Source organism: Buttiauxella cochleicola (genome assembly GCF_021282435.1).
In the GTDB taxonomy this organism is placed as follows: domain Bacteria; phylum Pseudomonadota; class Gammaproteobacteria; order Enterobacterales; family Enterobacteriaceae; genus Buttiauxella; species Buttiauxella massiliensis.
Map to the genome: position 1 here is coordinate 260,988 of NZ_JAJSOT010000001.1, position 22,441 is coordinate 283,428.

Annotated in this window: 26 protein-coding genes; 9 read left to right on the forward strand and 17 right to left on the reverse strand. The window is 49.3% G+C overall.

Features of this window, described 5'->3' with window-relative positions; all coding sequences use genetic code 11:
* Position 1: 1 nt before the first annotated feature.
* Complete coding sequence (locus tag LVQ77_RS01160; protein ID WP_034455380.1) at positions 2 to 238, reverse strand: DUF1656 domain-containing protein; 237 nt, start codon at positions 236 to 238, stop codon at positions 2 to 4.
* Between the two features lie 174 nt (positions 239 to 412).
* Here LVQ77_RS01160 and slyA point away from each other — a divergent pair, with 174 nt between their 5' ends.
* On the forward strand, positions 413 to 853 hold the full coding sequence (slyA, locus tag LVQ77_RS01165; protein ID WP_232863556.1) for a transcriptional regulator SlyA: 441 nt from the start codon (positions 413 to 415) through the stop codon (positions 851 to 853).
* Between the two features lie 104 nt (positions 854 to 957).
* Here slyA and slyB read toward each other — a convergent pair whose 3' ends face one another.
* On the reverse strand, positions 958 to 1,425 hold the full coding sequence (slyB, locus tag LVQ77_RS01170; RefSeq protein ID WP_064511755.1) for an outer membrane lipoprotein SlyB: 468 nt from the start codon (positions 1,423 to 1,425) through the stop codon (positions 958 to 960).
* 282 nt (positions 1,426 to 1,707) lie between these two features.
* Here slyB and anmK point away from each other — a divergent pair, with 282 nt between their 5' ends.
* The 5 genes from anmK to pdxY all read left to right on the forward strand — a co-directional run bounded on the left by anmK (position 1,708) and on the right by pdxY (position 6,531).
* Positions 1,708 to 2,823: an anhydro-N-acetylmuramic acid kinase gene (gene anmK / locus LVQ77_RS01175; RefSeq protein WP_232903444.1), complete on the forward strand. Its 1,116-nt coding sequence runs from the start codon at positions 1,708 to 1,710 to the stop codon at positions 2,821 to 2,823.
* A 168-nt stretch (positions 2,824 to 2,991) separates the two neighbouring features.
* Positions 2,992 to 3,315: a C-type lysozyme inhibitor gene (mliC, locus tag LVQ77_RS01180; RefSeq protein WP_232863558.1), complete on the forward strand. Its 324-nt coding sequence runs from the start codon at positions 2,992 to 2,994 to the stop codon at positions 3,313 to 3,315.
* A gap of 182 nt (positions 3,316 to 3,497) precedes the next feature.
* Positions 3,498 to 4,154 (forward strand): pyridoxamine 5'-phosphate oxidase, encoded by a 657-nt coding sequence (pdxH, locus tag LVQ77_RS01185; protein ID WP_232903445.1) that lies wholly within the window; start codon positions 3,498 to 3,500, stop codon positions 4,152 to 4,154.
* Positions 4,155 to 4,296: 142 nt separating this feature from the next.
* Complete coding sequence (gene tyrS / locus LVQ77_RS01190; protein ID WP_232903446.1) at positions 4,297 to 5,571, forward strand: tyrosine--tRNA ligase; 1,275 nt, start codon at positions 4,297 to 4,299, stop codon at positions 5,569 to 5,571.
* Between the two features lie 99 nt (positions 5,572 to 5,670).
* On the forward strand, positions 5,671 to 6,531 hold the full coding sequence (pdxY, locus tag LVQ77_RS01195; RefSeq protein WP_151995868.1) for a pyridoxal kinase PdxY: 861 nt from the start codon (positions 5,671 to 5,673) through the stop codon (positions 6,529 to 6,531).
* 44 nt (positions 6,532 to 6,575) lie between these two features.
* On the opposite strand, the gene gstA is transcribed toward pdxY, so the two are convergent.
* From gstA to ydgT, 11 genes are all read right to left on the reverse strand, one after another.
* On the reverse strand, positions 6,576 to 7,178 hold the full coding sequence (gene gstA / locus LVQ77_RS01200; protein ID WP_232863561.1) for a glutathione transferase GstA: 603 nt from the start codon (positions 7,176 to 7,178) through the stop codon (positions 6,576 to 6,578).
* A gap of 111 nt (positions 7,179 to 7,289) precedes the next feature.
* Positions 7,290 to 8,798, reverse strand: a complete 1,509-nt coding sequence (dtpA, locus tag LVQ77_RS01205; protein ID WP_232863562.1) for a dipeptide/tripeptide permease DtpA — start codon at positions 8,796 to 8,798, stop codon at positions 7,290 to 7,292.
* Positions 8,799 to 9,415: 617 nt separating this feature from the next.
* Positions 9,416 to 10,051 carry an endonuclease III gene (nth, locus tag LVQ77_RS01210; protein WP_151995872.1) on the reverse strand — a complete coding sequence of 212 codons (636 nt, stop codon included), beginning with the start codon at positions 10,049 to 10,051 and terminating at the stop codon, positions 9,416 to 9,418.
* Positions 10,048 to 10,737, reverse strand: coding sequence for an electron transport complex subunit E (locus tag LVQ77_RS01215; protein ID WP_232863564.1), 690 nt, complete (start codon positions 10,735 to 10,737; stop codon positions 10,048 to 10,050). Before LVQ77_RS01215 ends, nth begins: the two co-directional genes overlap by 4 nt.
* Entirely contained in the window at positions 10,734 to 11,360 is a 627-nt protein-coding gene (gene rsxG / locus LVQ77_RS01220; RefSeq protein ID WP_232863565.1) for an electron transport complex subunit RsxG, read from the reverse strand. Before rsxG ends, LVQ77_RS01215 begins: the two co-directional genes overlap by 4 nt.
* A gap of 10 nt (positions 11,361 to 11,370) precedes the next feature.
* Positions 11,371 to 12,420, reverse strand: a complete 1,050-nt coding sequence (gene rsxD, locus LVQ77_RS01225) for an electron transport complex subunit RsxD (RefSeq protein ID WP_151995875.1) — start codon at positions 12,418 to 12,420, stop codon at positions 11,371 to 11,373.
* Positions 12,421 to 14,379 carry an electron transport complex subunit RsxC gene (gene rsxC / locus LVQ77_RS01230; protein ID WP_232903447.1) on the reverse strand — a complete coding sequence of 653 codons (1,959 nt, stop codon included), beginning with the start codon at positions 14,377 to 14,379 and terminating at the stop codon, positions 12,421 to 12,423.
* Positions 14,372 to 14,950 carry an electron transport complex subunit RsxB gene (rsxB, locus tag LVQ77_RS01235; protein ID WP_232903448.1) on the reverse strand — a complete coding sequence of 193 codons (579 nt, stop codon included), beginning with the start codon at positions 14,948 to 14,950 and terminating at the stop codon, positions 14,372 to 14,374. The genes rsxC and rsxB overlap by 8 nt, the downstream gene beginning before the upstream one ends.
* Entirely contained in the window at positions 14,950 to 15,531 is a 582-nt protein-coding gene (gene rsxA, locus LVQ77_RS01240) for an electron transport complex subunit RsxA (protein ID WP_034455395.1), read from the reverse strand. The genes rsxB and rsxA overlap by 1 nt, the downstream gene beginning before the upstream one ends.
* 90 nt (positions 15,532 to 15,621) lie before the next feature.
* A complete protein-coding gene (locus LVQ77_RS01245; protein WP_232903449.1) occupies positions 15,622 to 16,074 on the reverse strand; it encodes a DUF2569 domain-containing protein in 453 nt (150 codons plus the stop codon).
* 92 nt (positions 16,075 to 16,166) lie between these two features.
* A complete protein-coding gene (gene ydgT, locus LVQ77_RS01250; protein WP_134182293.1) occupies positions 16,167 to 16,382 on the reverse strand; it encodes a transcription modulator YdgT in 216 nt (71 codons plus the stop codon).
* Between the two features lie 280 nt (positions 16,383 to 16,662).
* On the opposite strand from ydgT, the gene LVQ77_RS01255 reads away from it, so the two are divergent.
* Positions 16,663 to 17,703, forward strand: a complete 1,041-nt coding sequence (locus LVQ77_RS01255) for an oxidoreductase (protein ID WP_232863568.1) — start codon at positions 16,663 to 16,665, stop codon at positions 17,701 to 17,703.
* Positions 17,704 to 17,750: 47 nt separating this feature from the next.
* Here LVQ77_RS01255 and speG read toward each other — a convergent pair whose 3' ends face one another.
* Together speG and LVQ77_RS01265 are read right to left on the reverse strand one after the other, a co-directional pair.
* Positions 17,751 to 18,308, reverse strand: coding sequence for a spermidine N1-acetyltransferase (gene speG, locus LVQ77_RS01260; protein ID WP_232863569.1), 558 nt, complete (start codon positions 18,306 to 18,308; stop codon positions 17,751 to 17,753).
* 63 nt (positions 18,309 to 18,371) lie between these two features.
* Positions 18,372 to 18,722, reverse strand: a complete 351-nt coding sequence (locus LVQ77_RS01265; protein WP_134182297.1) for a DUF1283 family protein — start codon at positions 18,720 to 18,722, stop codon at positions 18,372 to 18,374.
* Positions 18,723 to 18,832: 110 nt separating this feature from the next.
* On the opposite strand from LVQ77_RS01265, the gene LVQ77_RS01270 reads away from it, so the two are divergent.
* Together LVQ77_RS01270 and LVQ77_RS01275 are read left to right on the forward strand one after the other, a co-directional pair.
* On the forward strand, positions 18,833 to 19,159 hold the full coding sequence (locus tag LVQ77_RS01270) for a YnfA family protein (RefSeq protein WP_232903450.1): 327 nt from the start codon (positions 18,833 to 18,835) through the stop codon (positions 19,157 to 19,159).
* 225 nt (positions 19,160 to 19,384) lie between these two features.
* Positions 19,385 to 20,836 carry a mannitol dehydrogenase family protein gene (locus tag LVQ77_RS01275; RefSeq protein WP_232903451.1) on the forward strand — a complete coding sequence of 484 codons (1,452 nt, stop codon included), beginning with the start codon at positions 19,385 to 19,387 and terminating at the stop codon, positions 20,834 to 20,836.
* A gap of 38 nt (positions 20,837 to 20,874) precedes the next feature.
* Here the strand turns inward: LVQ77_RS01275 and LVQ77_RS01280 are convergent, their stop codons facing one another.
* Both LVQ77_RS01280 and ydfG read right to left on the reverse strand, forming a co-directional pair.
* Entirely contained in the window at positions 20,875 to 21,561 is a 687-nt protein-coding gene (locus LVQ77_RS01280; RefSeq protein ID WP_064511730.1) for a GntR family transcriptional regulator, read from the reverse strand.
* Positions 21,562 to 21,656: 95 nt separating this feature from the next.
* Complete coding sequence (gene ydfG, locus LVQ77_RS01285) at positions 21,657 to 22,406, reverse strand: bifunctional NADP-dependent 3-hydroxy acid dehydrogenase/3-hydroxypropionate dehydrogenase YdfG (protein WP_232863572.1); 750 nt, start codon at positions 22,404 to 22,406, stop codon at positions 21,657 to 21,659.
* Between the last annotated feature and the right edge of the window lie 35 nt (positions 22,407 to 22,441).

Genomic DNA, 22,441 nt, shown 5'->3' on the forward strand with positions numbered 1-22,441 from the left:
TTTACCACACCACCAGAATTACAAGGGCTGCACTAACTGACAGCGAGAATAATGACAAATCCATTAACGTTGGATGCCAGATCTCGCCGGAGTACATCCAGTCACGCAGCAGATGATGCAAAATTAGCCAGATAAAAAAGCCGACGATAACCGCTTTAAAAAGAGGAGGGAAATAGATAGAAGCGCCAAACACCAGGTCCTGAAGAGGTAGGCCTGATGTTAAAAAATTGAAGCTCACGTCAGATAATCCTTTAAAATACCGGGAAGACTGCCGTTTCCCCAGACTTAGATGTAAACTAAAAGTATAGCTGGTTGCATAACATCAGCAAAAATAAGGATTTTGTTTTTTCAAGTAAAGCCTGCACAATAGTTTAAAATCAGTATAATAAGTTAGCAAGCTAATTATAAGGAGATGAAATTGGAATCGCCATTAGGATCAGATCTGGCACGGTTGGTGCGCATTTGGCGTGCTCTGATTGACCATCGCCTGAAACCTCTGGAATTGACACAGACACATTGGGTAACGCTGCATAATATTCATCAGTTGCCGCCCGAGCAGTCGCAGATTCAGTTGGCCAAAGCGATCGGCATAGAGCAACCGTCACTGGTCAGAACGCTTGATCAACTCGAAGAGAAAGGGCTGATTTCTCGTCAAACCTGCGCGAATGACCGTAGGGCAAAACGCATCAAGCTCACTGAGCGTGCTGAGCCTATCATCAACGAGATGGAGACGGTTATCAAGAAAACGCGCGAGGAAATTTTGTTAGGTATCAATGCTGAAGAGCAGGCGCTGTTGCTTAATTTGATAAATCGGCTGGAAAAAAATATCGTTGATTTGCAGACGAAAGAATAAGTTGTTTATTGTAAGCCTCATCATTCGGTGAGGTTTTCTGTTTTGATTATTTGGCTGGCAAAGAAGCGAAGAGGGGTGACCTGTAAACAAGTCACCCTTCATAATTAATTTGGCGAAACGGTTACCTGGCTGCCGTTGCTGGCAAGTCTTACACGTTGGCCCACAGTAAATTTGGTATCACCTTGTTTCTGAACGACCAGAATGGTGTTGCCATCGTCCTTACGGATTTCCAGTTCCACACCCTGAGTTTTGTTCATCGCACCCTGAACACTCTGACCCGCTACTCCACCTGCCACTGCGCCCGCAGCGGTCGCCAGTGAACGACCTGTACCGCCACCAACAGTATTACCCAGGAAACCACCCAGCACAGCGCCACCAATTGCGCCCATCACATTTGAATCGTTACCGGCCTGAATCTGAACCGGGCGAGCAGATACCAAAGTACCATAAGTGACGCTTTGTACTTGTTTAGCATCAGAAGCGCTATATACGTCGCCTGAAAGTGAGCTGGTATTAGCGCAACCAGCCAGAGTTAACCCAACTAACGAGACTACCAGTATACGTGAAATCATTTGTGACTCTCCTGAACACTTGAAACGCTCAACTGAGCATCCTTCATGGCTAAATTATATGGTATTTAGGTGCTGAATTTAAAATAAGTTCAGACTATTAATAGCATTCATATTAGAAAAGCCTCACTTAACCGAGTATCAACCATTCATAAATAAATGTAATAGCGCCATTAATACCTATTTATAGAGTATTTTTGTTAAAAATTATTAAGTAACCATCGCATAGAATGCTAGTTTATGGTTGAGTTTATCCCCAATTTGGCAAGTCGAAAGGAGTAACAGATGAAATCAGGGCGTTATATCGGTGTGATGTCAGGCACCAGCCTGGACGGGATTGATGTCGTTCTGGCCGCGATTGATGAACATCTTGTTGCACAACAGGCAAGTTACAGCCATCCCATTCCTTTAGAGATAAAAAAAGCCATTCTGGCCATTTGCCAGGGGCAGCCATTAACCCTTTCTCAGCTCGGCCAACTTGATAATCGCCTTGGTAAATTATTCGCTGAAGCTGTTCAGACATTGATGAACAACCAGGGGCTTACCTATACCGATATCACCGCGATTGGCTGCCACGGGCAAACTGTCTGGCACGAGCCACAAGGTGAAGCTGCGCATACCATGCAAATTGGGGATAACAATCAAATCGTTGCGCGAACAGGCGTAACAGTGGTTGGTGATTTCCGCCGTCGGGATATGGCTTTGGGTGGGCAGGGCGCTCCTCTGGTGCCTGCATTCCATCATGCTTTGCTGGCGCATCCCTCGGAGCATCGCATGGTGCTAAATATTGGCGGAATCGCCAATCTCTCTCTCCTGATCCCTGAACAGCCAGTACGAGGGTTTGATACCGGCCCAGGAAACATGCTTATTGATGCGTGGATCTGGCGCCAGCGTGGCAAAGCGTATGATAAAGACGCTCAATGGGCGAGCAGCGGCAAAGTCATTCTCCCATTATTGCAGCAGATGCTTAGCGATCCATACTTTGCCATGCCTGCGCCAAAGAGCACTGGCCGTGAGTATTTCAATTATGGCTGGCTTGAGCGCCAGTTAGCCGCATTCCCGGGGCTTGCCGGAGAAGATGTCCAGGCAACGCTCACAGAGCTGACTGCCGTCACTATTTCAGAGCAAGTATTGCTGAGCGGCGGTTGTGAGAGGCTGATGGTATGCGGTGGTGGAAGCCGTAATCCATTGTTGATGGCTCGTTTGAGTGGGTTGCTGCCGGGTATCGAAGTCACGACGACTGATGAAGCAGGAATTAGCGGTGACGATATGGAGGCGCTGGCGTTTGCCTGGCTTGCTTATCGCACTATGTCAGGTCTGCCTGGAAACTTGCCTTCGGTAACCGGGGCGTCTGCAGCAAGCGTGATTGGTGCAATTTTCCCTGCCAACCCGCTGTACTAAGCCTAAATTGTTCGAGCGGGTGAACGTCGCCAATAAAAAGGTAACTTGAATTATGATGAACATAATCAGAGTTAACTGAAATTCACTACCGCACTAAATCTCTAAACTGAAGGGAATGGGGGACGTTATTATCCCCCGCTATAAAAAAAAGAACTTCAGGACATGCAGATGAAAAAACTACTTATTGCCGCCATTCCCTTCATGCTTTCAGGATGTAGCTACTACAACACCTTTGTTGAGAAGATGCAGACGGACACTCTGCAATATCAGTGTGATGAAAAACCGCTTACCGTTAAATTAAATAACCAAAAGCAGATGGTGAACTTTGTCTATGACAACGAATATTTGTCGCTGACACAAGGTTTGTCTGCATCAGGTGCGCGCTATACCGATGGTGTTTACGTATTCTGGTCTAAAGGTGATACCGCAACGGTGTACCGCAAAGACACGGTCGTGATGGATAATTGCCAGCTTCAAAATCCGAAACATTGATACTCTTCATACTTCAGGTTGTAGGGGCGTTGGCTGCGCTTACTCACCCCAGTCACTTACTCAAGTAAGCTCCTGGGGCCTCGTTCGTCTGCCGCCTGCCTGCAACCTGAATTATTTTGAGTAGAGATTTTTGAGGGTGGAGCGCACAATAGCTCCACCTGACAATTGCCTGACGTAAAGCCATGTCTGATAACGACTCTTTGCAACAAATTGCGCATTTGCGCCGCGAATACACCAAAGGTGGTTTGCGCCGCAATGATCTTACCGAACAACCTCTGCCATTGTTTGAGCGATGGTTAGCTCAGGCATGTGATGCAAAACTTGCCGATCCTACCGCGATGGTCGTGGCAACCGTTGATGAAAGCGGCCAGCCGTATCAGCGCATTGTGTTGCTCAAACATTTCGATGACCGTGGTTTGGTGTTTTACACCAATCTCGGCTCCCGCAAAGCACATCATCTGGAAACTAATCCGCGCATCAGCCTGCATTTTCCGTGGCATATGCTGGATCGTCAGGTGATGGTACAAGGCACAGCGGAGCGTTTATCGACTCTTGAAGTGATGAAATATTTCCACAGTCGCCCGCGTGATAGCCAGATTGGCGCCTGGGTTTCAAAACAATCCAGCCGTATTTCCGCGCGCGGTATTCTGGAAAGCAAATTCCTCGAACTGAAACAGAAATTCCAGCAGGGTGAAATTCCATTACCGAGTTTCTGGGGCGGTTATCGCGTAACAATCGAGCAAATGGAATTCTGGCAGGGCGGTGAACATCGTCTGCACGATCGTTTTTTATACCAGCGCGATGGTAGTGCCTGGAAAATAGACCGCCTGGCCCCATAACATCGGGAATTTGTTGTGTTAAGCGCTGGCACTCCTGCTGTTGGCGCTTTATTCTATGTCCCCTAAGAAATTAACTTCTTTCGCCATCAGGCGAAAAGCCGTGTACCGGTATAGGTGCAGTCGTATATAGATGGAGAATTTGATGGCAGGCATCAATTTGATAAAACAATTGCAAGAGCGGGGCTTAGTCGCCCAGGTAACGGATGAAGAAGCGTTAGCACAGCGACTGGCGCAAGGGCCAATTGCGCTGTATTGCGGCTTCGATCCTACCGCTGACAGCTTGCATTTGGGCCATCTGGTTCCACTGCTGTGCCTGAAACGCTTCCAGGAAGCGGGCCACAAACCGGTTGCGCTGGTAGGTGGTGCGACAGGTCTGATTGGCGATCCAAGTTTTAAAGCGGTTGAGCGTAAGCTCAACACTGAAGATACCGTACAAGAGTGGGTGGAAAAAATCCGCCGCCAGGTTGCACCGTTCCTCGATTTCGATTGTGGCGAAAACTCAGCCGTTGCTGCGAATAACTACGACTGGTTTGGCGGCATGAGCGTGCTGACCTTCCTGCGTGATATCGGCAAGCACTTCTCTGTTAACCAGATGATCAACAAAGAAGCGGTGAAGCAGCGTCTGAACCGTGATGACGTGGGCATTTCTTTCACCGAGTTTTCCTACAACCTGCTGCAAGGTTATGACTTCGCCTGCCTGAACAAGCTGCACGGTGTGGTGCTGCAAATTGGCGGTTCCGACCAGTGGGGTAACATCACCTCCGGAATCGACTTAACCCGCCGTCTGCATCAGCAACAAGCGTTTGGTCTGACTGTGCCGTTGATTACTAAATCAGATGGCACCAAATTCGGTAAAACCGAAGGCGGCGCAGTATGGCTTGATCCGAAGAAAACCAGCCCGTACAAGTTCTACCAGTTCTGGATCAACACCGCTGACTCTGATGTGTATCGCTTCTTGAAATTCTTCACCTTCATGAGCCTCGAAGAGATCGATGCGCTGGAACAAGAAGATAAAAACAGCGGTACCGCTCCTCGTGCGCAATATGTGCTGGCTGAACAGGTCACTCGTCTGGTTCACGGTGAAGAGGGTCTTGAAGCGGCCAAGCGTATTACCAGCAGCCTGTTTAACGGCAACCTGAGTGATTTGACCGAAGCTGACCTTGAACAACTGGCTCAAGATGGTGTACCGATGGTTGAAATGGATCGTGGTGCAGATTTACAGCAAGCGTTGGTTGACTCCGAACTGCAACCATCTCGTGGCCAGGCGCGTAAAACCATCGCGCAAAATGCTATCACCATCAACGGTGAGAAGCAGTCTGACCCGGAATATACCTTTGCTGATAGCGATATTCTGTTCAATCGCTACACCTTGCTGCGCCGGGGTAAGAAAAATTACTGCCTCGTTTGCTGGAAGTAATTAAGAAAGACCAGAAGGGCGTGGGAAACCACGCCCTTTATTTTTGTCCGATTTGTTTACACACAACCAGAACCAATATCGTTCCATCCGAGTAGAAAAATGAAAAACATTCTTGCCATCCAGTCCCATGTGGTTTTCGGTCACGCAGGCAATAGTGCCGCCGAATTCCCGATGCGCCGTCTGGGCGCTAATGTATGGTCACTGAACACTGTCCAGTTCTCCAACCATACCCAATACGGAAAATGGACGGGCAGCGTGATGCCTGCCAGCCACCTAAGCGACATTGTGCAAGGAATTGCGGACATCGGGCAGCTTAAACGTTGCGATGCGGTGTTGAGTGGTTACCTTGGCTCTGCTGAGCAGGGCGAACATATTCTTTCTATTGTTCGTAAAACGAAAGAGGCCAATCCGCAGGCGAAGTATTTCTGCGATCCAGTAATGGGCCATCCTGAAAAAGGCTGCATCGTCGCCCCAGGTGTTGCCGAATTCCATACGCGCTACGCATTACCAGCCAGTGATATTATTGCTCCAAACCTGATCGAGCTTGAGATCCTGAGCGGTCATGCGGTTAACTCCGTTGACGAAGCGGTTTCGACTGCGAGAGAACTCATCGCGAAAGGCCCGGAAATCGTGCTGGTGAAACACCTTGCTCGTGCGGCATATCAGCAGGATCGCTTTGAGATGTTGTTAGTGACTGCAGACGAAGCCTGGCATATTCACCGTCCGCTGGTGGATTTTGGCGATCGTCAGCCCGTCGGCGTTGGCGATGTGACCAGTGGTCTGCTGTTGGTGAAATTGTTGCAAGGTGCAACGCTTCGTGAGGCTCTGGAGCATGTTACTGCTGCGGTTTACGACATTATGGTCGTGACGAAGAAAATGGAAGAGTACGAACTGCAACTGGTTGCGGCCCAAGAAGGCATTGCGAAACCAGAGCATTATTTCACAGCTGTGAAGCTTTAAAACACAAACGCCCTCAACAGAGGGCGTTTTCAATTACGGACGCGTTAAATCCCTTCAGCTGTTAAAGCCGCCGCAACTGCCGGACGCGCTTTCATTCGCTCCATAAACGCATCGATATTGCTTAGCCCTTCCAGATTGAGTTTCAGCGCCTGCGCCCAGCGCAGCACGGTGAACAGATACGCATCCGCCACGCTAAAACGCAGACCCATCAGCCACTGTTTGTCATTCAGCTCTTCATTGACGTACTTGAATTTCTTCTCAAGTGCTGCGCGAGTGAGGGTTTTAAAATCATCTGGCGTTGCAGGGTTGAACAACGGGGAGAAACCTTTATGCAGTTCTGTCGCGATGTAGTTCAACCATTCCAGCGTGTGGTAGCGCGTCATGCTACCTGAAGGGGCTAGTAACTGGCGGTCAGGCACTTTATCTGCCAGATACTGCACAATCGCTACGCCTTCGGTGAGCAGCGATCCGTCATCCATCAGCAGTGCTGGAACCTGGCCTTTGGAATTGACCTCAAGATAATCACCGCCGTCTTCGGTTTTCTTCGCCGCTAAATCGACTTTCACCAGGGAGAAATCAACACCGGTTTCGCGCAGGATAATGTGTGGGGAGAGGGAACAGGCACCAGCTTTATAATACAGTTTCATTACTGAACTCCTATGGGGCGCTAAGATACCCTATGTTAGTGCGCATATGGGCAAAAAAAAAGCCGTTAGCGATAAAAGCTAACGGCTGAAAATAACATGTTCCCCGCTACATTACGCGGTAGCTGTTTCCTTAGAGGTCTCAGCTTTTTCGTCAACCTGCTGTGCCATACGGTTCAGCTTAGGCGCAGTGAGCATCATCAGAACCGCGATAACAGCGGTAGCAATACCAATCTGCATGAACACGTGACCATATACAGCCAGTGATTGCAGTGGGTCGGTTACGTTTTCTGGAACAGCCATCAGGTTCGCAACTTTACCAGCAATGATTGCAGCACCCGCGGTAGTCAGGAACCAGCTACCCATGATGAAGCCCATCAGGCGCTGTGGAACCAGTTGTGCAACCATCGCCAGACCCAGACCAGAAATCATCAGCTCACCGATACTCTGCAGCGCATAGCTCAGAATCAACCAGCTTACAGACACGATACCTGCATCAGATGCGAACTTCGCACCCAGTGGCAGCACCAGGAAGGCCAGAGAACACAGGATCATACCGAACGCAAATTTGTGCGGCATCGGCATGCGGTCGCCCATTTTGTTGTAGATAGCAGCCAGAATCGGGCTACCAATCATGATCCAGAATGGGTTCAGTGCCTGGAACTGCTCAGGTTCGAACATCACACCCAGAATGGAGTGTTCAACGTTACGAATCGCAAAGAAGTTCAGAGAGGTTGGCATCTGGCTATACAGCACGAAGAACACAATCGCTTCAACCATCAGAATGAATGCAACAATCATCTTACGACGAGCAGCACCCTGCATTGCGAAAGCTTCTTTAGCAAAGATAATCACGATGCCCAGAGCGACTACGCCCAGAACCATACGTGCGATGCCCTGGTTGTGCAGCAGCCAGGTTGCCGCAGTCACCAGCACCAGCACACCAACAATAGTGGTCGCCAGTTTGCCGAAATGCACCGGCTGGAAGTCAGGTTTAGAACCGTGGTTTTTGACCCACTTCTTACAGAACATGAAGTTCACGAGAGTGATCAGCATACCCACGAAGCTCAGGGAGAACGCAACGCTCCAGCCATACTTTGCTGCAAGCCATGGAGTGGCAAGCATAGAGAAGAATGAACCGATGTTGATGGACATGTAGTACATAGTAAATGCACCGTCCAAACGCGGATCATCTTTTTCATAGCAAGTAGAAAGCAGGGAGGACGGGTTAGCCTTAAACAGACCGTTACCCACAGCGATAGTCGCCATACCCATGTACACCACAGCCACATCGTGACCGGAGTAAGCTACCAGCGCGTAACCGATAGCCAGTACGATAGTACCGAGCACAATGACGCGCTTGGTGCCGAGGACTTTATCGCCTAACCAACCACCGATAGCGACCATTCCGTAGACCAGTGCGCTGAAGGAAGAGAACAGGGTGATGGAGTCAGCTTCGGACATACCCAGCATTTTGACCAGGTAAACGGCCATAATACCTTGCAGACCGTAGTAGCCAAAACGCTCCCACAATTCGATAGAGAAAATTAGATAGAACGATTTAGGTTGTTTGAAAGCATTCAGACTAATGCTTTCTGCTGGTTTCTTGTTTGCAGTCGACACATATACCTCTTTTTTTACATCCCAATTTAACAGGAGTTTTCTAAGCGTCACGCCAGCGGCATTCGCTTTTTTAGTTATAAGAAAGGGGAAACGGCGGGTAATGTTCACTATCCTGCGGCTTCAGGCAAGGGCTTTGTAATACTCTGTTACATATATCTCTCACGGAATAAAGCTCCAAAAAGCAAATTGTTATTCAGCGTTAAATTTTATCAAAATGGGCTTTACCAATTTATTCTCTTTGGTAATGCTAAAAAAAATTCATTTTAGTTATATATTCTGCTTTATGGCTTAATGTGTAGTGATATGGGCGGGGTGTAAAGATTTGTGCAGCCTATTGTACTGCTTAAGTTAGCTAATCACTGATGAATGCGAGGTTATTTGTTTCATTTTGATGACCTAAATTTAACACTGTGTTATCAGTGTGATCTGTGTCACATAGTTATGGAAAATTCTTATCGTAAAAAAACGATTAACCTGTTGGGGTGATTATTCACCACATGATTAAACCGAAACGGTAATGATTCGTAGAATAAAACAATAGATTAGATACGGCAGACAGCGATGTGGGAATGAACATGAACCTAACCTGCCACTTACGCAGCAGGTGGGAGGGGGGATTAGATATCGACTTTCTCTTTGAATTCACACAGATCTTCAATGATGCACGAGCCACAGCGCGGCTTGCGAGCTATACAGGTATAACGGCCGTGCAAAATGAGCCAGTGATGGCAATCGACTTTAAATTCTGCCGGAACGACTTTCAGTAGTTTTTCCTCGACCTGCTCAACGTTCTTCCCTGGCGCAAAATTGGTGCGGTTACATACACGGAAGATATGAGTATCTACGGCGATAGTTGGCCATCCAAAGGCAGTATTAAGTACCACGTTCGCGGTTTTGCGACCAACGCCCGGTAGGGCTTCGAGTGCCGCCCTGTCTTCGGGTACCTCACCGTTATGCAGCTCAATCAACATCCGGCATGTCTTGATGACGTTTTCAGCCTTGCTGTTAAAGAGGCCGATGGTTCTGATGTATGACTTAATACCATCAACACCCAGATCCAACATAGCCTGCGGTGTATTAGCTACAGGGTAGAGCTTCGCTGTTGCCTTATTGACGCTGACATCCGTCGCCTGAGCTGATAGCAACACAGCTATCAGCAATTCGAATGGAGAATTGAATTGTAACTCAGTGGTAGGGTGAGGGTTGTTGTCACGCAGGCGCGTGAGGATCTCTAACCGTTTACTCTTATTCATAACGCTTTCTCTGGATTACCTTCCATTGCCGCAGCTTTCGCTGCGCGGCGCGTTTTCATTTTTTCATCAATAAGATATTTAACCGCCAGCATTAAACCCAGGCCGATAAATGCACCGGGTGGCAACATTGCCAGCAGGAAAGGGGTATCAGTGTGGAAAACTTCAATGCGCAGGACTTTTGCCCAACTACCCAGCAGCGCATCGGCACCGTCGAACAAGGTCCCATTGCCAATGATTTCACGCAACGAGCCTAAAACAAACATTGCGCTGGTGGCACCCATACCAATAGCTAAACCATCCAAAGCGGCGAGCGGCACACTACTTTTTGCAGCAAACGCCTCGGCTCGACCAATAACGATGCAGTTGGTAACAATCAATGGAATGAAAATCCCCAACGATTGATACAGACCGTAAGCGTAGGCATTAATCAGCATCTGAACGGTACTGACTACCGAGGCGATGATCATGACATAAATTGGAATACGAATTTCTGTCGGGACCCAACGACGTAGGGCGGATACGGCACTGTTGGTCAATACCAACACCAGCGTAGTCGCAAGTCCCAGTCCAAGGGCGTTGGTGGCAGTAGAGGTGACCGCCAACAGTGGGCAAAGGCCTAATAACTGCACCAGAGCCGAGTTATTTTTCCATAATCCCTGAACGACAATATCTTTTACTTCGCTCATGGTTGAGCTCCACAGGCTGGAAGATTATCAACTTGCGATGGCAGTGTTTTGGCGAATAATCCCGCTCGTTTTACCGCATTGACAACTGCGCGAGGGGTAATGGTCGCGCCGGTAAACTGATCAAACTGACCGCCATCCTTTTTTACTGCCCAGCTTGAATCATCATTGCCTTGAATTGTCTTACCGGCAAAATGCGTGATCCAATCACTCAGACGTGTTTCGATTTTATCGCCAAGGCCGGGTGTTTCATGATGTTCAGTGACACGTGAACCCAACACTTTGCCGTTAAAATCAGCCGCGACCAGCAATTGAATGGCGCCAGAATAGCCATCAGGGGCGGTGGTTTCCATGACAACCGCAACCGGTTGTTCACTTTTACGCGCCACATAAATATGGCGTTCGCCTTTACCTAACGGTGAATCATTGACGACGACACAACTGGCCTGAATATTGTTGTCATAGATATCGGTCGAAATCACCTGATCAAACAATAGCTTCTGCTGTGCAACAGCTTGCTGTTCGATAGTGTCTTTCGTTAAGGCATTGACGACCGCAGTTAGTCCGGTTGCCAATATCGCAAACAGAGCCAAAGTAACGCCATGTTTTTGCATCGTTTTTAGCATGACGGCATCCTTAGCGATGCCCGTAAGCACGTGGGCGGGTGTAATAATCGATCAACGGAACAGTGATGTTTGCCAGCAAAACGGCGAAAGCAATACCATCCGGATAACCACCAAATGTACGAATCAGCCAGACCAGTAATCCGGCCAATGCACCGAAAATCAGGCGCCCACGATTGGTGGTCGATGCCGTTACCGGGTCGGTGAGAATGAAAAATGCGCCTAGCATAGTGGCACCCGAGAACAGGTGAATCAGCGGAGATGCACATTTTTCCGGAGCAAACATCCAGCCGAGCGTGGAACACACGGCAAGTGTGAGCAGGAAACTAACCGGAATATGCCAACGAATGGCACCTTTGAGGAGCATAAACAGGCCGCCCGCCAGGAAAGCAAGGTTAACCCATTGCCAGCCGATACCAGCCAGGACACCGTTATAAATTGGCTCTTGTAACAGATCGTTGGCGGAATGCCCGGCGCGTAAGCCTGTTTTAAAGGTATCCAGTGGTGTTGCCTGACTTATCCCATCAATACCCATGCGCAATTGTGTCATAGTGTCACCAGCCAGAGTGGAGCCGGAGAAAATAACGTGTAGCGAATCAGCAAAGCCGGGAACCGTAGCGGCCAGTGTGTGTGGCGGTAACCAGGATGTCATTTGCACCGGGAAGGCAATCAGCAGTACGACATACCCGACCATTGCCGGGTTAAATGGGTTGTGACCAAGTCCGCCATACAATTGTTTTGCGATAATAACCGCAAAAACGGTTCCAAGTACCACCATCCACCACGGAGCAAAAGGTGGAATGCTCATCCCTAATAGCAGACCGGTTAATGCGGCAGAATTGTCACCTAGGATTCTCAGTGGTTGTTTGCGAAGTTTAAGTACCAACAGTTCTGCAGCAACTGCGGTCAGAATGCCTAATGCTATTTGCACCAGGCTACCCCAGCCGAACCAATACCAAAGCATTGCCATTCCAGGCAACGTGGCCCAGGTCACTAGCAACATAATCTGTGAGGTGCTGCGCTGGTTATGGGTATAAGGGGAGCTTGCTATCTTGAAAACCATCTATTCCTCTGATGCCATTTGAAGCGCAGCTTTACGTGCCTGAACACGGGCAATCGCGGCGGCCACTGCGGCTTTGCGCGGATCTTGTTCTTCGGCAGGTGTTTCTACAGATTGTTGTTCAGCCTGGGCCGCTTTACGGGCTTTGGCTCGGGCAATAGCTGCTTCAACCGCCGCTTTGCGTGGGTCGATGGTTTCGACTTCAGCCGCTTCAGCATCTGCAGCCGATACTTGAGCTTGCACTGCTTTGCGGGCTTTGGCACGGGCAATCGCTGCTTCAACGGCTGCTTTGCGAGGGTCCGGGCTGGTAGTCTCAGTCGCGCTGTCTTGCGCTTCTTTTTCAGCCTGACGTGCCCGAGCTTGCGCTTTGCGCGCTTCACGCGCCGCAATCACTTGCTGGTTATCAGGCAAGCTACCCGGCTGAATAACAATTGGCTCACTACCCTGAGCTTTTTTATTTTTCACTCGGGTAAGGGCCGCCTGAATAGCATCATTATCTTTCGCTGTCGGTTGAACAGCAGCCTGCTTATGGCGTTCAAGGCGAGCAGCCTTTTCGCGCTCAAGACGAGCCTGACGAGCTTCAAAGCGAACTTTTGCTTCAGCTGTACGTTTGGCTTCCAGCTCAATTTCGCGGATCTCCGCTTTTTCCTGGCGGAAATACTGCACTAGCGGAATATTGCTGGGGCAGACGTAGGCACAAGCGCCGCATTCAATACAGTCTTTAAGATTATGGGCCTGGGCTTTATCGTGCTGCTGCCCCCGGCTGAACCAGTAAAGTTGTTGCGGTAACAAATCTGCCGGACAGGAGTCAGCACAGGCGCTACAACGAATGCAACCCTGTTCTTCCTGCGGTTCACCCATTTCATTGGCGTTCGGTGCCAGCAAACAGTTGGTGATTTTGACGACCGGCACATCGAGCCATGGCAGGCTAAAGCCCATTAGCGGGCCACCCATAATCACTTGCTGATCGTGCCCCGGACGGAATCCGGCAAAGTCGAGCAGATGACGAACAGGGGTCCCCAGTCGTGCCCAGACATTGCCTGGCTGTTGAACTGCGCCGCCAGTTAACGTCACCACGCGCTCGGTTAATGGCTCGCCGTCTATAATGGCGCGCTTTACCGCAAACGCAGTACCGACGTTTTGCATCAGTACACCGATATCGGAAGAACGACCACCTTGTGGAACCTGCTTACCCGTCAGAATTTGCGTCAGTTGCTTGGCACCACCGGACGGGTATTTGGTTGGGATCACCCGCAGTTCAATACCCTGTGTATTGCAAAGCACTGCACGCAGCATAGAAATCGCCTGCGGTTTATTATCTTCAATACCGATTAATACGCGCTGCGGTTGCAGAATATGGGCAAGAATTCGCACACCATCGATGATTTGCGCAGCGCAATCCTGCATCAGGCGGTCATCGGCAGTGATGTACGGTTCGCACTCGGCAGCATTGATAATCAGCGTGTCGATTTTATCGCCACCGCCTTGTAATTTGTTGCCGGTCGGGAAACCTGCACCACCTAAGCCTGCAACACCAAACTGGTGAATGCGGGTAATCAACTCATCGCGACTGCGGGAGGTGTAGTCCTGCCAGCCATCACGCTCAATCCACTTATCTTCACCATCGGCTTCAATAATAACGCTTAGTTCCGCCAGCGCAGAAGGATGGGCAGTGGAGTGGGGGGTAATGGCAGTTACGGTACCGGATGTCGGTGCGTGAACAGGTAACATACGGCCACGCCCACGAGTCAAAGGTTGCCCTCGTAACACATAATCGCCAGGTTTTACGCACAGTTCGCCTTCAGCACCAATATGCTGCTTCAGAGGAATAACCAGTTTTTGCGGTAACGGAACCTGGCGCAGTGGCGTGCCGTTGGACTGAGTTTTCATTTCTGGTGGGTGAATGCCACCATCGAAATCCCAGATTTTATCTTTTTTAAAACGGGTAAATAACTTAAGCATGTTGCTCCACCGGAATGATACGAACCGGGATTGTTTGCAGATCCCACTTCCAGCTTTCTGTGGTGGTTTCGACCGGTCGCAGCTCAATACAGCGCGTAGGACATGGGTCGACACATAAATTGCATCCGGTGCAAAGGTCACTAATAACGGTATGCATTGCGCGGGTCGCGCCAACAATGGCATCTACCGGGCAGGCCTGAATACATTTTGTGCAGCCAATACAGTTGGGTTCGTCGATAACCGCCAACATGCGCACAGGCTCCTGGGCTACTGCATCGCCTTCAATCGGCTGCGGGTCGACGTTAAGCACCGTGGCGATCTTTAGCATCACGGCTTCGCCACCGGGGGCGCACAGATTGATCTTCGAACCTTGATTGCCGACGGCTTCCGCATAAGGACGGCAACCCGGGTAGCCGCATTGCCCGCACTGGCTTTGTGGCAGCAATTCATCGATTTTATCAACAATAGGGTCTTCCTGGACCTGAAAGCGGCGTGAGGCATAACCCAGGATAAGCCCGAATATCAGTCCTAACAGGCCCAGAGCAACCACAGCAATCCAAATCGTACTCATCAGAACTTCACCAACCCGCTAAAGCCCATGAACGCCAGAGACATTAAGCCTGCGGTGATAAGCGCGATGGCATTCCCACGAAAAGGTGCAGGAACATCGGCTACCGCAAGGCGTTCGCGAATCGCAGCAAACAGCACCATTACCAGTGAGAAACCTACCGCTGCTGAAAAGCCGTAGAGTGCCGATTGCAGGAAGTTATGCCCGAGATTGATATTTAGCAACGCAACACCAAGTACCGCGCAGTTAGTGGTGATTAGCGGCAAAAAGATACCCAACAGGCGATAGAGCGCCGGGCTGGTTTTACGCACCACCATTTCGGTAAATTGCACGACGACTGCAATCACCAGAATAAACGCCAGGGTGCGCAGATAGACCAAATCAAGAGGAATAAGGATCAACTCATTGACCAGCCATGCGCAAATTGACGCCAGAGTCAGTACAAAAGTGGTCGCTAGCCCCATGCCAATAGCCGTCTCCAGTTTTTTGGAAACGCCCATAAACGGACACAGGCCAAGAAACTTCACTAATACGAAGTTATTGACCAGAACCGTACCAACAAAGAGCAGCAGATAATCTGTCATGAATGAGACCTGAAACAAAAAAAAGCCGCCTATTATCGTCTAACCGCAAGATGACGACAACTGGGCGTTTATAGGGTTATTACAGCGTAGTTAAGGCTTAATAAATGTTTGCTTCACGCGTTGCGAGCGCTTGAGGTAAGGAACCAGCAAGGCTGCTGCCAACAGAGGGAACATCAGCTGACGTAATGCCAGATCGTCACTCACTGGGGAAAACGCGAAGGTTTTAATCGCCAACAACACAGACAGCAATAACCAAAGAATATAATGACGTACCACATTCTTACGGCGTTTGAAGAAGGCAATAGTCAACCACACGGTATAACCCCACATGGCAATCGCACAGGCGATAGAGGTGTACCAGAGCACGACCATTTTGGGGCCTTGTGCGCTCATAAGTCGATGGCTTTCTGGGGAGATAAGCATCATAAGATAAATGGCCAGAGCAATACTGCTGCTGAGTAAGGTCATTAATAGCCATGCGAGAGGGGCCAGGAGCCAGCCTGCAATACGTGGTGCCTGCGTAGGGACTTGAGTAGTCGCCATGTTTCCTCCCGAAAATAATAAGACTTTCCTTATGCGATTCATAAGGCGGGGGGATTATAAGGTTTTTTCAACACTTTGCTACCGTCGCGGCACTAGACAACATATCGCCAGACGGATTTTGGGACACAACCTAAATCAAACAGCCGCCCACCAGAAACTAATTCAGCACGACGATGATCGGCCGCGCGATACATATTCATCAGGTCAGTATCATCAGTCAGAGTGTAATTAAGATGGTCGAAGAGTTTTTCAAGGCTTTCAGGCGAGCTGATTTTACGAAACTTCATTAAATAATCGAGAGCAGTCATGAGGTGTAGTTATCCATGCAGTAAATGACCAGGGCACGCTGTGCGTAGGGTGTGCGTGAATAATAAACGGAAATGCTTATTCATATATATAACCTAATGCTCATGATTGATTTTTTAGGAGTATTCATGAGCAGGTAAGTGGCATAACTGATGCCCAAGAGCGCTGGCTACAAGACGGTTGTCTGATGAACGCGCAACCAGAACGCAACAATATAATTACCTGTTGTTACAATTCCCAGGATAGTATCCAATAGGTTGTCCAAAAATTTGAGGAAAGAAAATGAGTGATAACATTCGTGTCGGATTAATCGGTTACGGTTACGCCAGCAAGACGTTTCATGCCCCCTTAATTGTGGGCACTCCGGGTATGGTTCTGGCCGGTGTCTCCAGCAGCGATGCCACGAAAGTTCATGCTGACTGGCCAAATATGCCGGTAGTCTCTGATCCTCATCATCTGTTTAATGACCCAAATATCGATTTAATTGTTATTCCGACCCCAAACGATACGCACTTCCCACTGGCTAAAGCAGCGCTGGAAGCCGGTAAACATGTCGTTGTCGATAAACCCTTTACCGTGACGTTGTCACAAGCTCGTGAGCTTGATGCGCTGGCTAAAAGCTGCGGTTTACTGCTTTCAGTGTTCCATAATCGCCGCTGGGACAGCGATTTCTTAACGCTGAAAACGTTACTGGCAGATGGGACGCTAGGTGAGGTTGCGTACTTTGAGTCGCATTTTGACCGCTACCGCCCACAGGTTCGTAATCGCTGGCGTGAGCAGGCGGGTGTTGGGAGCGGGATTTGGTACGATTTAGGGCCACATCTTATCGATCAGGCGCTGAATCTTTTCGGGCTACCGGTTAGTCTGACGGTGGATTTAGGTCAGTTGCGTCCAGGCGCACAAGCGACAGACTACTTCCATGCTGTGCTGGCCTATCCACAGCGTCGTGTCGTGCTGCATGGCACGTTGCTTGCTGCGGCAGAAACCGCTCGCTATATCGTCCATGGTACGCGCGGCAGCTATATCAAATATGGTTTGGATCCGCAGGAAGATCGCCTCAAATCTGGCGAACGTTTGCCACAAGAGGATTGGGGCTACGATATGCGTGATGGCGTATTAACGTTAGCGCAGGGTGAGGTGATGACCGAGCAAACCTTGCTGACGGTTCCGGGTAATTATCCGGCTTACTATGCGGGGATTCGTGATGCATTGACCGGACACGGAGAGAACCCGGTACCTGCGGCACAGGCGATTCAAGTCATGGAAATGATTGAGCTGGGTATGGAATCCGCGAAACACCGCGCTACGTTGAATCTGGCGTAACGGGGATTTGTAGGGTGGATTAGCGTAAGCGACATCCACCACATTGATTACTGCGCAGTCGGTTTTAAAATAGTGCCACTACTTTTGTGTTCCGCCAGATATTGATGCTGGAAAATACACATACGAATCGTGTTGCGGTATTCGCCATTGATAAAGAATTCATGGATTAATTCACCTTCCACCATAAAGCCCAGCTTCTTATATATATGCACGGCTTTTTCATTTTCTTTATCGACAATCAAATAGAGCTTATACAGGTTTAACACCATAAACCCATAATCCATCGCAAGTTTTGCGGCGCGCGATGCAAGACCTTTACCCTGATAGTCAGGAGAAATAATTATCTGGAACTCAGCGCGGCGGTGAACGTGGTTAATTTCAACCAGTTCGACCAGGCCTGCTTTTTCGCCGTTACACTCGATAACAAAACGACGCTCACTTTGATCGTGAATATGTTTGTCATAAAGGTCCGACAGCTCGACAAACGCTTCATAAGGCTCTTCAAACCAGTAGCGCATCACGCTTGCGTTGTTGTCCAGTTGATGGACGAAGCGGAGATCTTCGCGCTCAAGTGGGCGAAGCTTGATTTGTAGATCGTGGCTCATTTGAATTCCTTTCAAAGTGAATAAGGCTCCTGTTAAGAAGCCTTATTGGGTAACAGGACAAAATTACGGTGCGACAGTTCGACCAGTTCGGCGGTCCAGGCAACGTAGGGTGTTAGGTTCCCAGTAAGCGTTAACGTTAGCACTTTTCTGGCAATTATCGCGGGCATCAAAAGCCGTGTCGGTTTTGTCCCACTCTTTTTCGGCGCGTTTGTTCACTTTTTGGCGCAGAGAGCGTGTGTCATTCCATTGCTCTTTGTCCATCGCCGCATCCTGGCGAGTCTGCGCATTGTCACCAGATTCAATGATCAGCTTATTGGTCTGAGCATGGAGTGGTTGAACAAACGCAAATGCACTCAGCAGCAACGCCAACGGCAGTGTTGCCATGGTGAGACGTTTGCGAAGGATTGTGTTCATTGCTGTTTCCTTTTAGGGTGAAGCCCGACTTATTAAAGTAAATAAATTATGGAGTGGGGTACGTACCAGACGACCCATTATTGACCTCATTATCCCAGAGATTGTTCAATATGATCAAAACAACCGTGCTTTTTTTTGCCACTGCTCTTGCTGAAATCATCGGCTGCTTTTTACCGTGGCTGTGGTTAAAGCGCGAAGGTTCTCCACTATTGCTGATCCCCGCCGCCTTCTCACTTACGGTATTTGTCTGGTTATTAACCCTACACCCAGCTGCCAGTGGGCGCGTTTATGCCGCATACGGCGGGGTGTACGTTGTGACCGCTTTGCTGTGGTTACGTTGGGTGGATGGCGTCAAATTAAGCACTTATGACTGGATAGGTGCCGCAGTCGCATTCTGCGGCATGTTGATCATTGTTGCTGGCTGGAGCCGGGGCTGATTAGTCCTCTCTTCTAAACACATTTATAGAAGAGGCTGCGGAAACATCAAAAGCGCAGCGGGTAGTAAAGGGACTGCCGGTATGAACACATAAAAAAGAGCTGTTATACAACTTTAATTTTCGTGTCATACCAAAAGCACTAAAGTTTAATGCAAATCAATATGCAGACTACCATGTCAGGTAGTCTGTGGCAGTCCCCAAGTTCACTACTCAGCGAGTTTTAAAATGGAAAACAAGCTCTTATCTGCAAAAGCTATTCTCCCACAATACGACCGTAGCAAACTGGTATCCCGTATCGTTCATCTTGGATTCGGTGCATTCCATCGCGCTCATCAGGCGGTTTACGCCGATATCCTGGCAAATGAACATGGTAGCGATTGGGGTTACTGCGAAGTCAACCTGATTGGTGGCGAACAGCAAATTGCTGATTTGAAACAGCAAGACAACCTTTATAGCGTGGCTGAAATGTCAGCCGACGCATGGCATTGCCGCGTTGTAGGTGTGGTGAAAGATGCCATTCACGCTCAGGTTGATGGCCTGGAAGCGGTATTTACCGCAATGACTCAACCTGAAGTTGCGATTGTCTCATTAACCGTGACTGAAAAAGGCTACTGCCATACTCCGGCAACCGGCACTATCTTGCTGGATCATCCATTAATTGCACACGACCTGGCCAATCCGCAGCAGCCGAAATCTGCGCCGGGTGTAATTGTTGAAGCGCTGGCTCGTCGTAAAGCGGCAGGTCTGCCTGCGTTTAGCGTGATGTCGTGCGATAACATGCCAGAAAACGGCCACGTAACCCGTAACGTTATCACCGCATACGCTCAGGCAATTAACCCAGAGCTGGCGGCGTGGATTGAAACTCACGTAACATTCCCATCCACCATGGTTGACCGTATCGTTCCGGCTGCTACTGCAGAAACACTGGAGCAAGTAGCAAAAGCGACGGGTGTAGCTGACCCTGTGGCTATCGCATGCGAACCATTCCGCCAGTGGGTCATTGAAGATAACTTCGTCGCGGGTCGTCCTGAGTGGGAAAAAGCCGGTGCTGAACTGGTTAAAGATGTTCTGCCATACGAAGAAATGAAACTGCGCATGTTGAACGGCAGCCACTCATTCCTGGCATATCTCGGCTACCTGGCGGGTTATCAGCACATTTCTGAATGCATGCTGGATGAGAACTATCGTCGTACTGCGCACGCATTAATGCTGCAAGAACAAGCGCCAACTCTGAAAGTGCAGGGTGTTGATCTGGCGAAATATGCCGATTCATTGATTGCACGTTATACCAACCCGGCACTGCGCCACCGTACCTGGCAAATCGCCATGGATGGTAGCCAGAAACTGCCACAGCGCTGGTTAGACTCCATTCGCTGGCATTTGGCGAACGGCAGCAAATTTGATCTGCTGGCACTGGGTGTTGCAGGTTGGATGCGTTACGTTGGAGGTATCGACGAGCAGGGCAATACAATCGAAGTCAGTGACCCGCTGCTTTCTACAATCGAGCAAGCGGTTAGCGCGAGCCAGGAAGGGGAAACCCGTGTTAAAGCTCTGCTGGGGCTAAAAACAATCTTTGGTGAAGATTTACCTGCTAACGAGAAATTCGTAGCCCAGGTTACTGAAACTTATCTGGCACTGCGTGAAAACGGCGCGAAAGCGACGGTTGCTAAGTTCTAAATATAAAGCTCTAAACTCGCCCGGCAACGGGCGAGATATTACTCTTCACTAAACCAGTCGCGCTTTTCTTTGCGAATCAACAATATTGACTGGCTTATCTCATGCAGATGGCGATGCATCGCCTGATCCACACTCTCTTCATCTTTGCGTTTAAGTGCCTCAAAAATATCGTGATGCTGTGAAAGCAACATTTCCGGTGGTGTGACGTGATCAAGGCTCATATAACGCACACGGTCCATGGTCGCTTTGATATTTTCGACGGTGTCCCACGCCAGGCTGCAATCGGCGACCAGAGCTAATTGCTGATGGAACTCATCGTCCAACTGGAAAAAATCATCCATCTGATTGCGATCAATGGCGGTTCGTTGCTGGTTCAATAACTGCTCAAGCATATACAGATGTTCATCTGTGGCCATACTCGCTGCACGTTTCACCACGGCACGTTCAATTGCTTCACGGACGAAACAACCATTCTTTACCTGGTTTACAGAAATTTTATTAACATAAGTGCCACGCTGCGGGCGAATTTGTACCAGCCCGGTTTCTGCCAGTTTAATAAAGGCTTCGCGCACCGGTTGGCGCGATACTTCAAAACGTATTGACACTTCTTTTTCAGAAAGGGGCGTTCCAGGCGGTATTAAGCAACGAACAATATCACGACGCAAAATGCGGTAGATTTGTTGGTTTACAGGTTGTGTGGGGTTGAGCAAGTTTGACGGTGACATGAATTTTTTCTTATCGTTGATGAGCCGTGCAAATTTAACATTTATTTGTACGATCGCCCATACCCAGAAGAGCGTTGTGGGTATGGGCTGGGTGATTAACCTTCGCGGTGAACACTAAGTCCTGCAAACGACTGGCTAACAGGCATCATCTCAAGCGTGTTGATGTTGACGTGCTTTGGTAGAGTGGCAACCCACCAGACAGCTTCAGTGACATCTTCTGCGGTCAGTGCGTTGGCATTTTCGTAGGTTTTTTCAACCTTGCCGTCATCGCCTTTGAACCGCACGTTAGAAAACTCAGTACCACCCACCAGACCCGGTTCAATATCCGTCACGCGGATGGCAGTTTTATGCAGATCTGCACGCAGGTTCAGGCTGAACTGGCGTACGAACGCTTTAGTCGCGCCATAGACGTTGCCACCGGCATATGGCCAGCTACCTGCGGTAGAGCCGATATTGATGATATGACCACGATTACGCTCAACCATGCCAGGCAGCACGGCGCGAGTCATATAGACCAAACCTTTATTATTGGTATCGATCATCGTTTCCCAGTCATCCGGGTCGGCTTTGTGTGCAGGCTCCATGCCCAGCGCCAGACCTGCATTGTTGACCAGAACATCGATATTGCGCCATTCGGCAGGCAACTGCTCCATCGCTTGTTCGATAGCCGCGCGATTACGAACATCAAGTTGCAGCGTAATGATGCTATCGCCCAGTTCTTCTTTAAGCTCTTGTAGACGTTCATGACGGCGACCAGTGGCAATCACTTTATGGCCCTGTTGCACGAAACGACGGGTAATACTCTCACCAAACCCGGCAGTGGCGCCGGTTACCAGAATAATCATCTCACTGTTCCTCAACGCTTTTTATGTCGCAATAC

Coding starts and splice junctions, on each gene's coding strand:
- slyA (WP_232863556.1), top strand. CDS start 413: ATGAAATTGGAATCGCCATTAGGATCAGATCTGGCACGGTTGGTGCGC.
- slyB (WP_064511755.1), bottom strand. CDS start 1,425: ATGATTTCACGTATACTGGTAGTCTCGTTAGTTGGGTTAACTCTGGCT.
- anmK (WP_232903444.1), top strand. CDS start 1,708: ATGAAATCAGGGCGTTATATCGGTGTGATGTCAGGCACCAGCCTGGAC.
- mliC (WP_232863558.1), top strand. CDS start 2,992: ATGAAAAAACTACTTATTGCCGCCATTCCCTTCATGCTTTCAGGATGT.
- pdxH (WP_232903445.1), top strand. CDS start 3,498: ATGTCTGATAACGACTCTTTGCAACAAATTGCGCATTTGCGCCGCGAA.
- tyrS (WP_232903446.1), top strand. CDS start 4,297: ATGGCAGGCATCAATTTGATAAAACAATTGCAAGAGCGGGGCTTAGTC.
- pdxY (WP_151995868.1), top strand. CDS start 5,671: ATGAAAAACATTCTTGCCATCCAGTCCCATGTGGTTTTCGGTCACGCA.
- gstA (WP_232863561.1), bottom strand. CDS start 7,178: ATGAAACTGTATTATAAAGCTGGTGCCTGTTCCCTCTCCCCACACATT.
- nth (WP_151995872.1), bottom strand. CDS start 10,051: ATGAATAAGAGTAAACGGTTAGAGATCCTCACGCGCCTGCGTGACAAC.
- LVQ77_RS01215 (WP_232863564.1), bottom strand. CDS start 10,737: ATGAGCGAAGTAAAAGATATTGTCGTTCAGGGATTATGGAAAAATAAC.
- rsxG (WP_232863565.1), bottom strand. CDS start 11,360: ATGCTAAAAACGATGCAAAAACATGGCGTTACTTTGGCTCTGTTTGCG.
- rsxD (WP_151995875.1), bottom strand. CDS start 12,420: ATGGTTTTCAAGATAGCAAGCTCCCCTTATACCCATAACCAGCGCAGC.
- rsxC (WP_232903447.1), bottom strand. CDS start 14,379: ATGCTTAAGTTATTTACCCGTTTTAAAAAAGATAAAATCTGGGATTTC.
- rsxB (WP_232903448.1), bottom strand. CDS start 14,950: ATGAGTACGATTTGGATTGCTGTGGTTGCTCTGGGCCTGTTAGGACTG.
- rsxA (WP_034455395.1), bottom strand. CDS start 15,531: ATGACAGATTATCTGCTGCTCTTTGTTGGTACGGTTCTGGTCAATAAC.
- LVQ77_RS01245 (WP_232903449.1), bottom strand. CDS start 16,074: ATGGCGACTACTCAAGTCCCTACGCAGGCACCACGTATTGCAGGCTGG.
- ydgT (WP_134182293.1), bottom strand. CDS start 16,382: ATGACTGCTCTCGATTATTTAATGAAGTTTCGTAAAATCAGCTCGCCT.
- LVQ77_RS01255 (WP_232863568.1), top strand. CDS start 16,663: ATGAGTGATAACATTCGTGTCGGATTAATCGGTTACGGTTACGCCAGC.
- speG (WP_232863569.1), bottom strand. CDS start 18,308: ATGAGCCACGATCTACAAATCAAGCTTCGCCCACTTGAGCGCGAAGAT.
- LVQ77_RS01265 (WP_134182297.1), bottom strand. CDS start 18,722: ATGAACACAATCCTTCGCAAACGTCTCACCATGGCAACACTGCCGTTG.
- LVQ77_RS01270 (WP_232903450.1), top strand. CDS start 18,833: ATGATCAAAACAACCGTGCTTTTTTTTGCCACTGCTCTTGCTGAAATC.
- LVQ77_RS01275 (WP_232903451.1), top strand. CDS start 19,385: ATGGAAAACAAGCTCTTATCTGCAAAAGCTATTCTCCCACAATACGAC.
- LVQ77_RS01280 (WP_064511730.1), bottom strand. CDS start 21,561: ATGTCACCGTCAAACTTGCTCAACCCCACACAACCTGTAAACCAACAA.
- ydfG (WP_232863572.1), bottom strand. CDS start 22,406: ATGATTATTCTGGTAACCGGCGCCACTGCCGGGTTTGGTGAGAGTATT.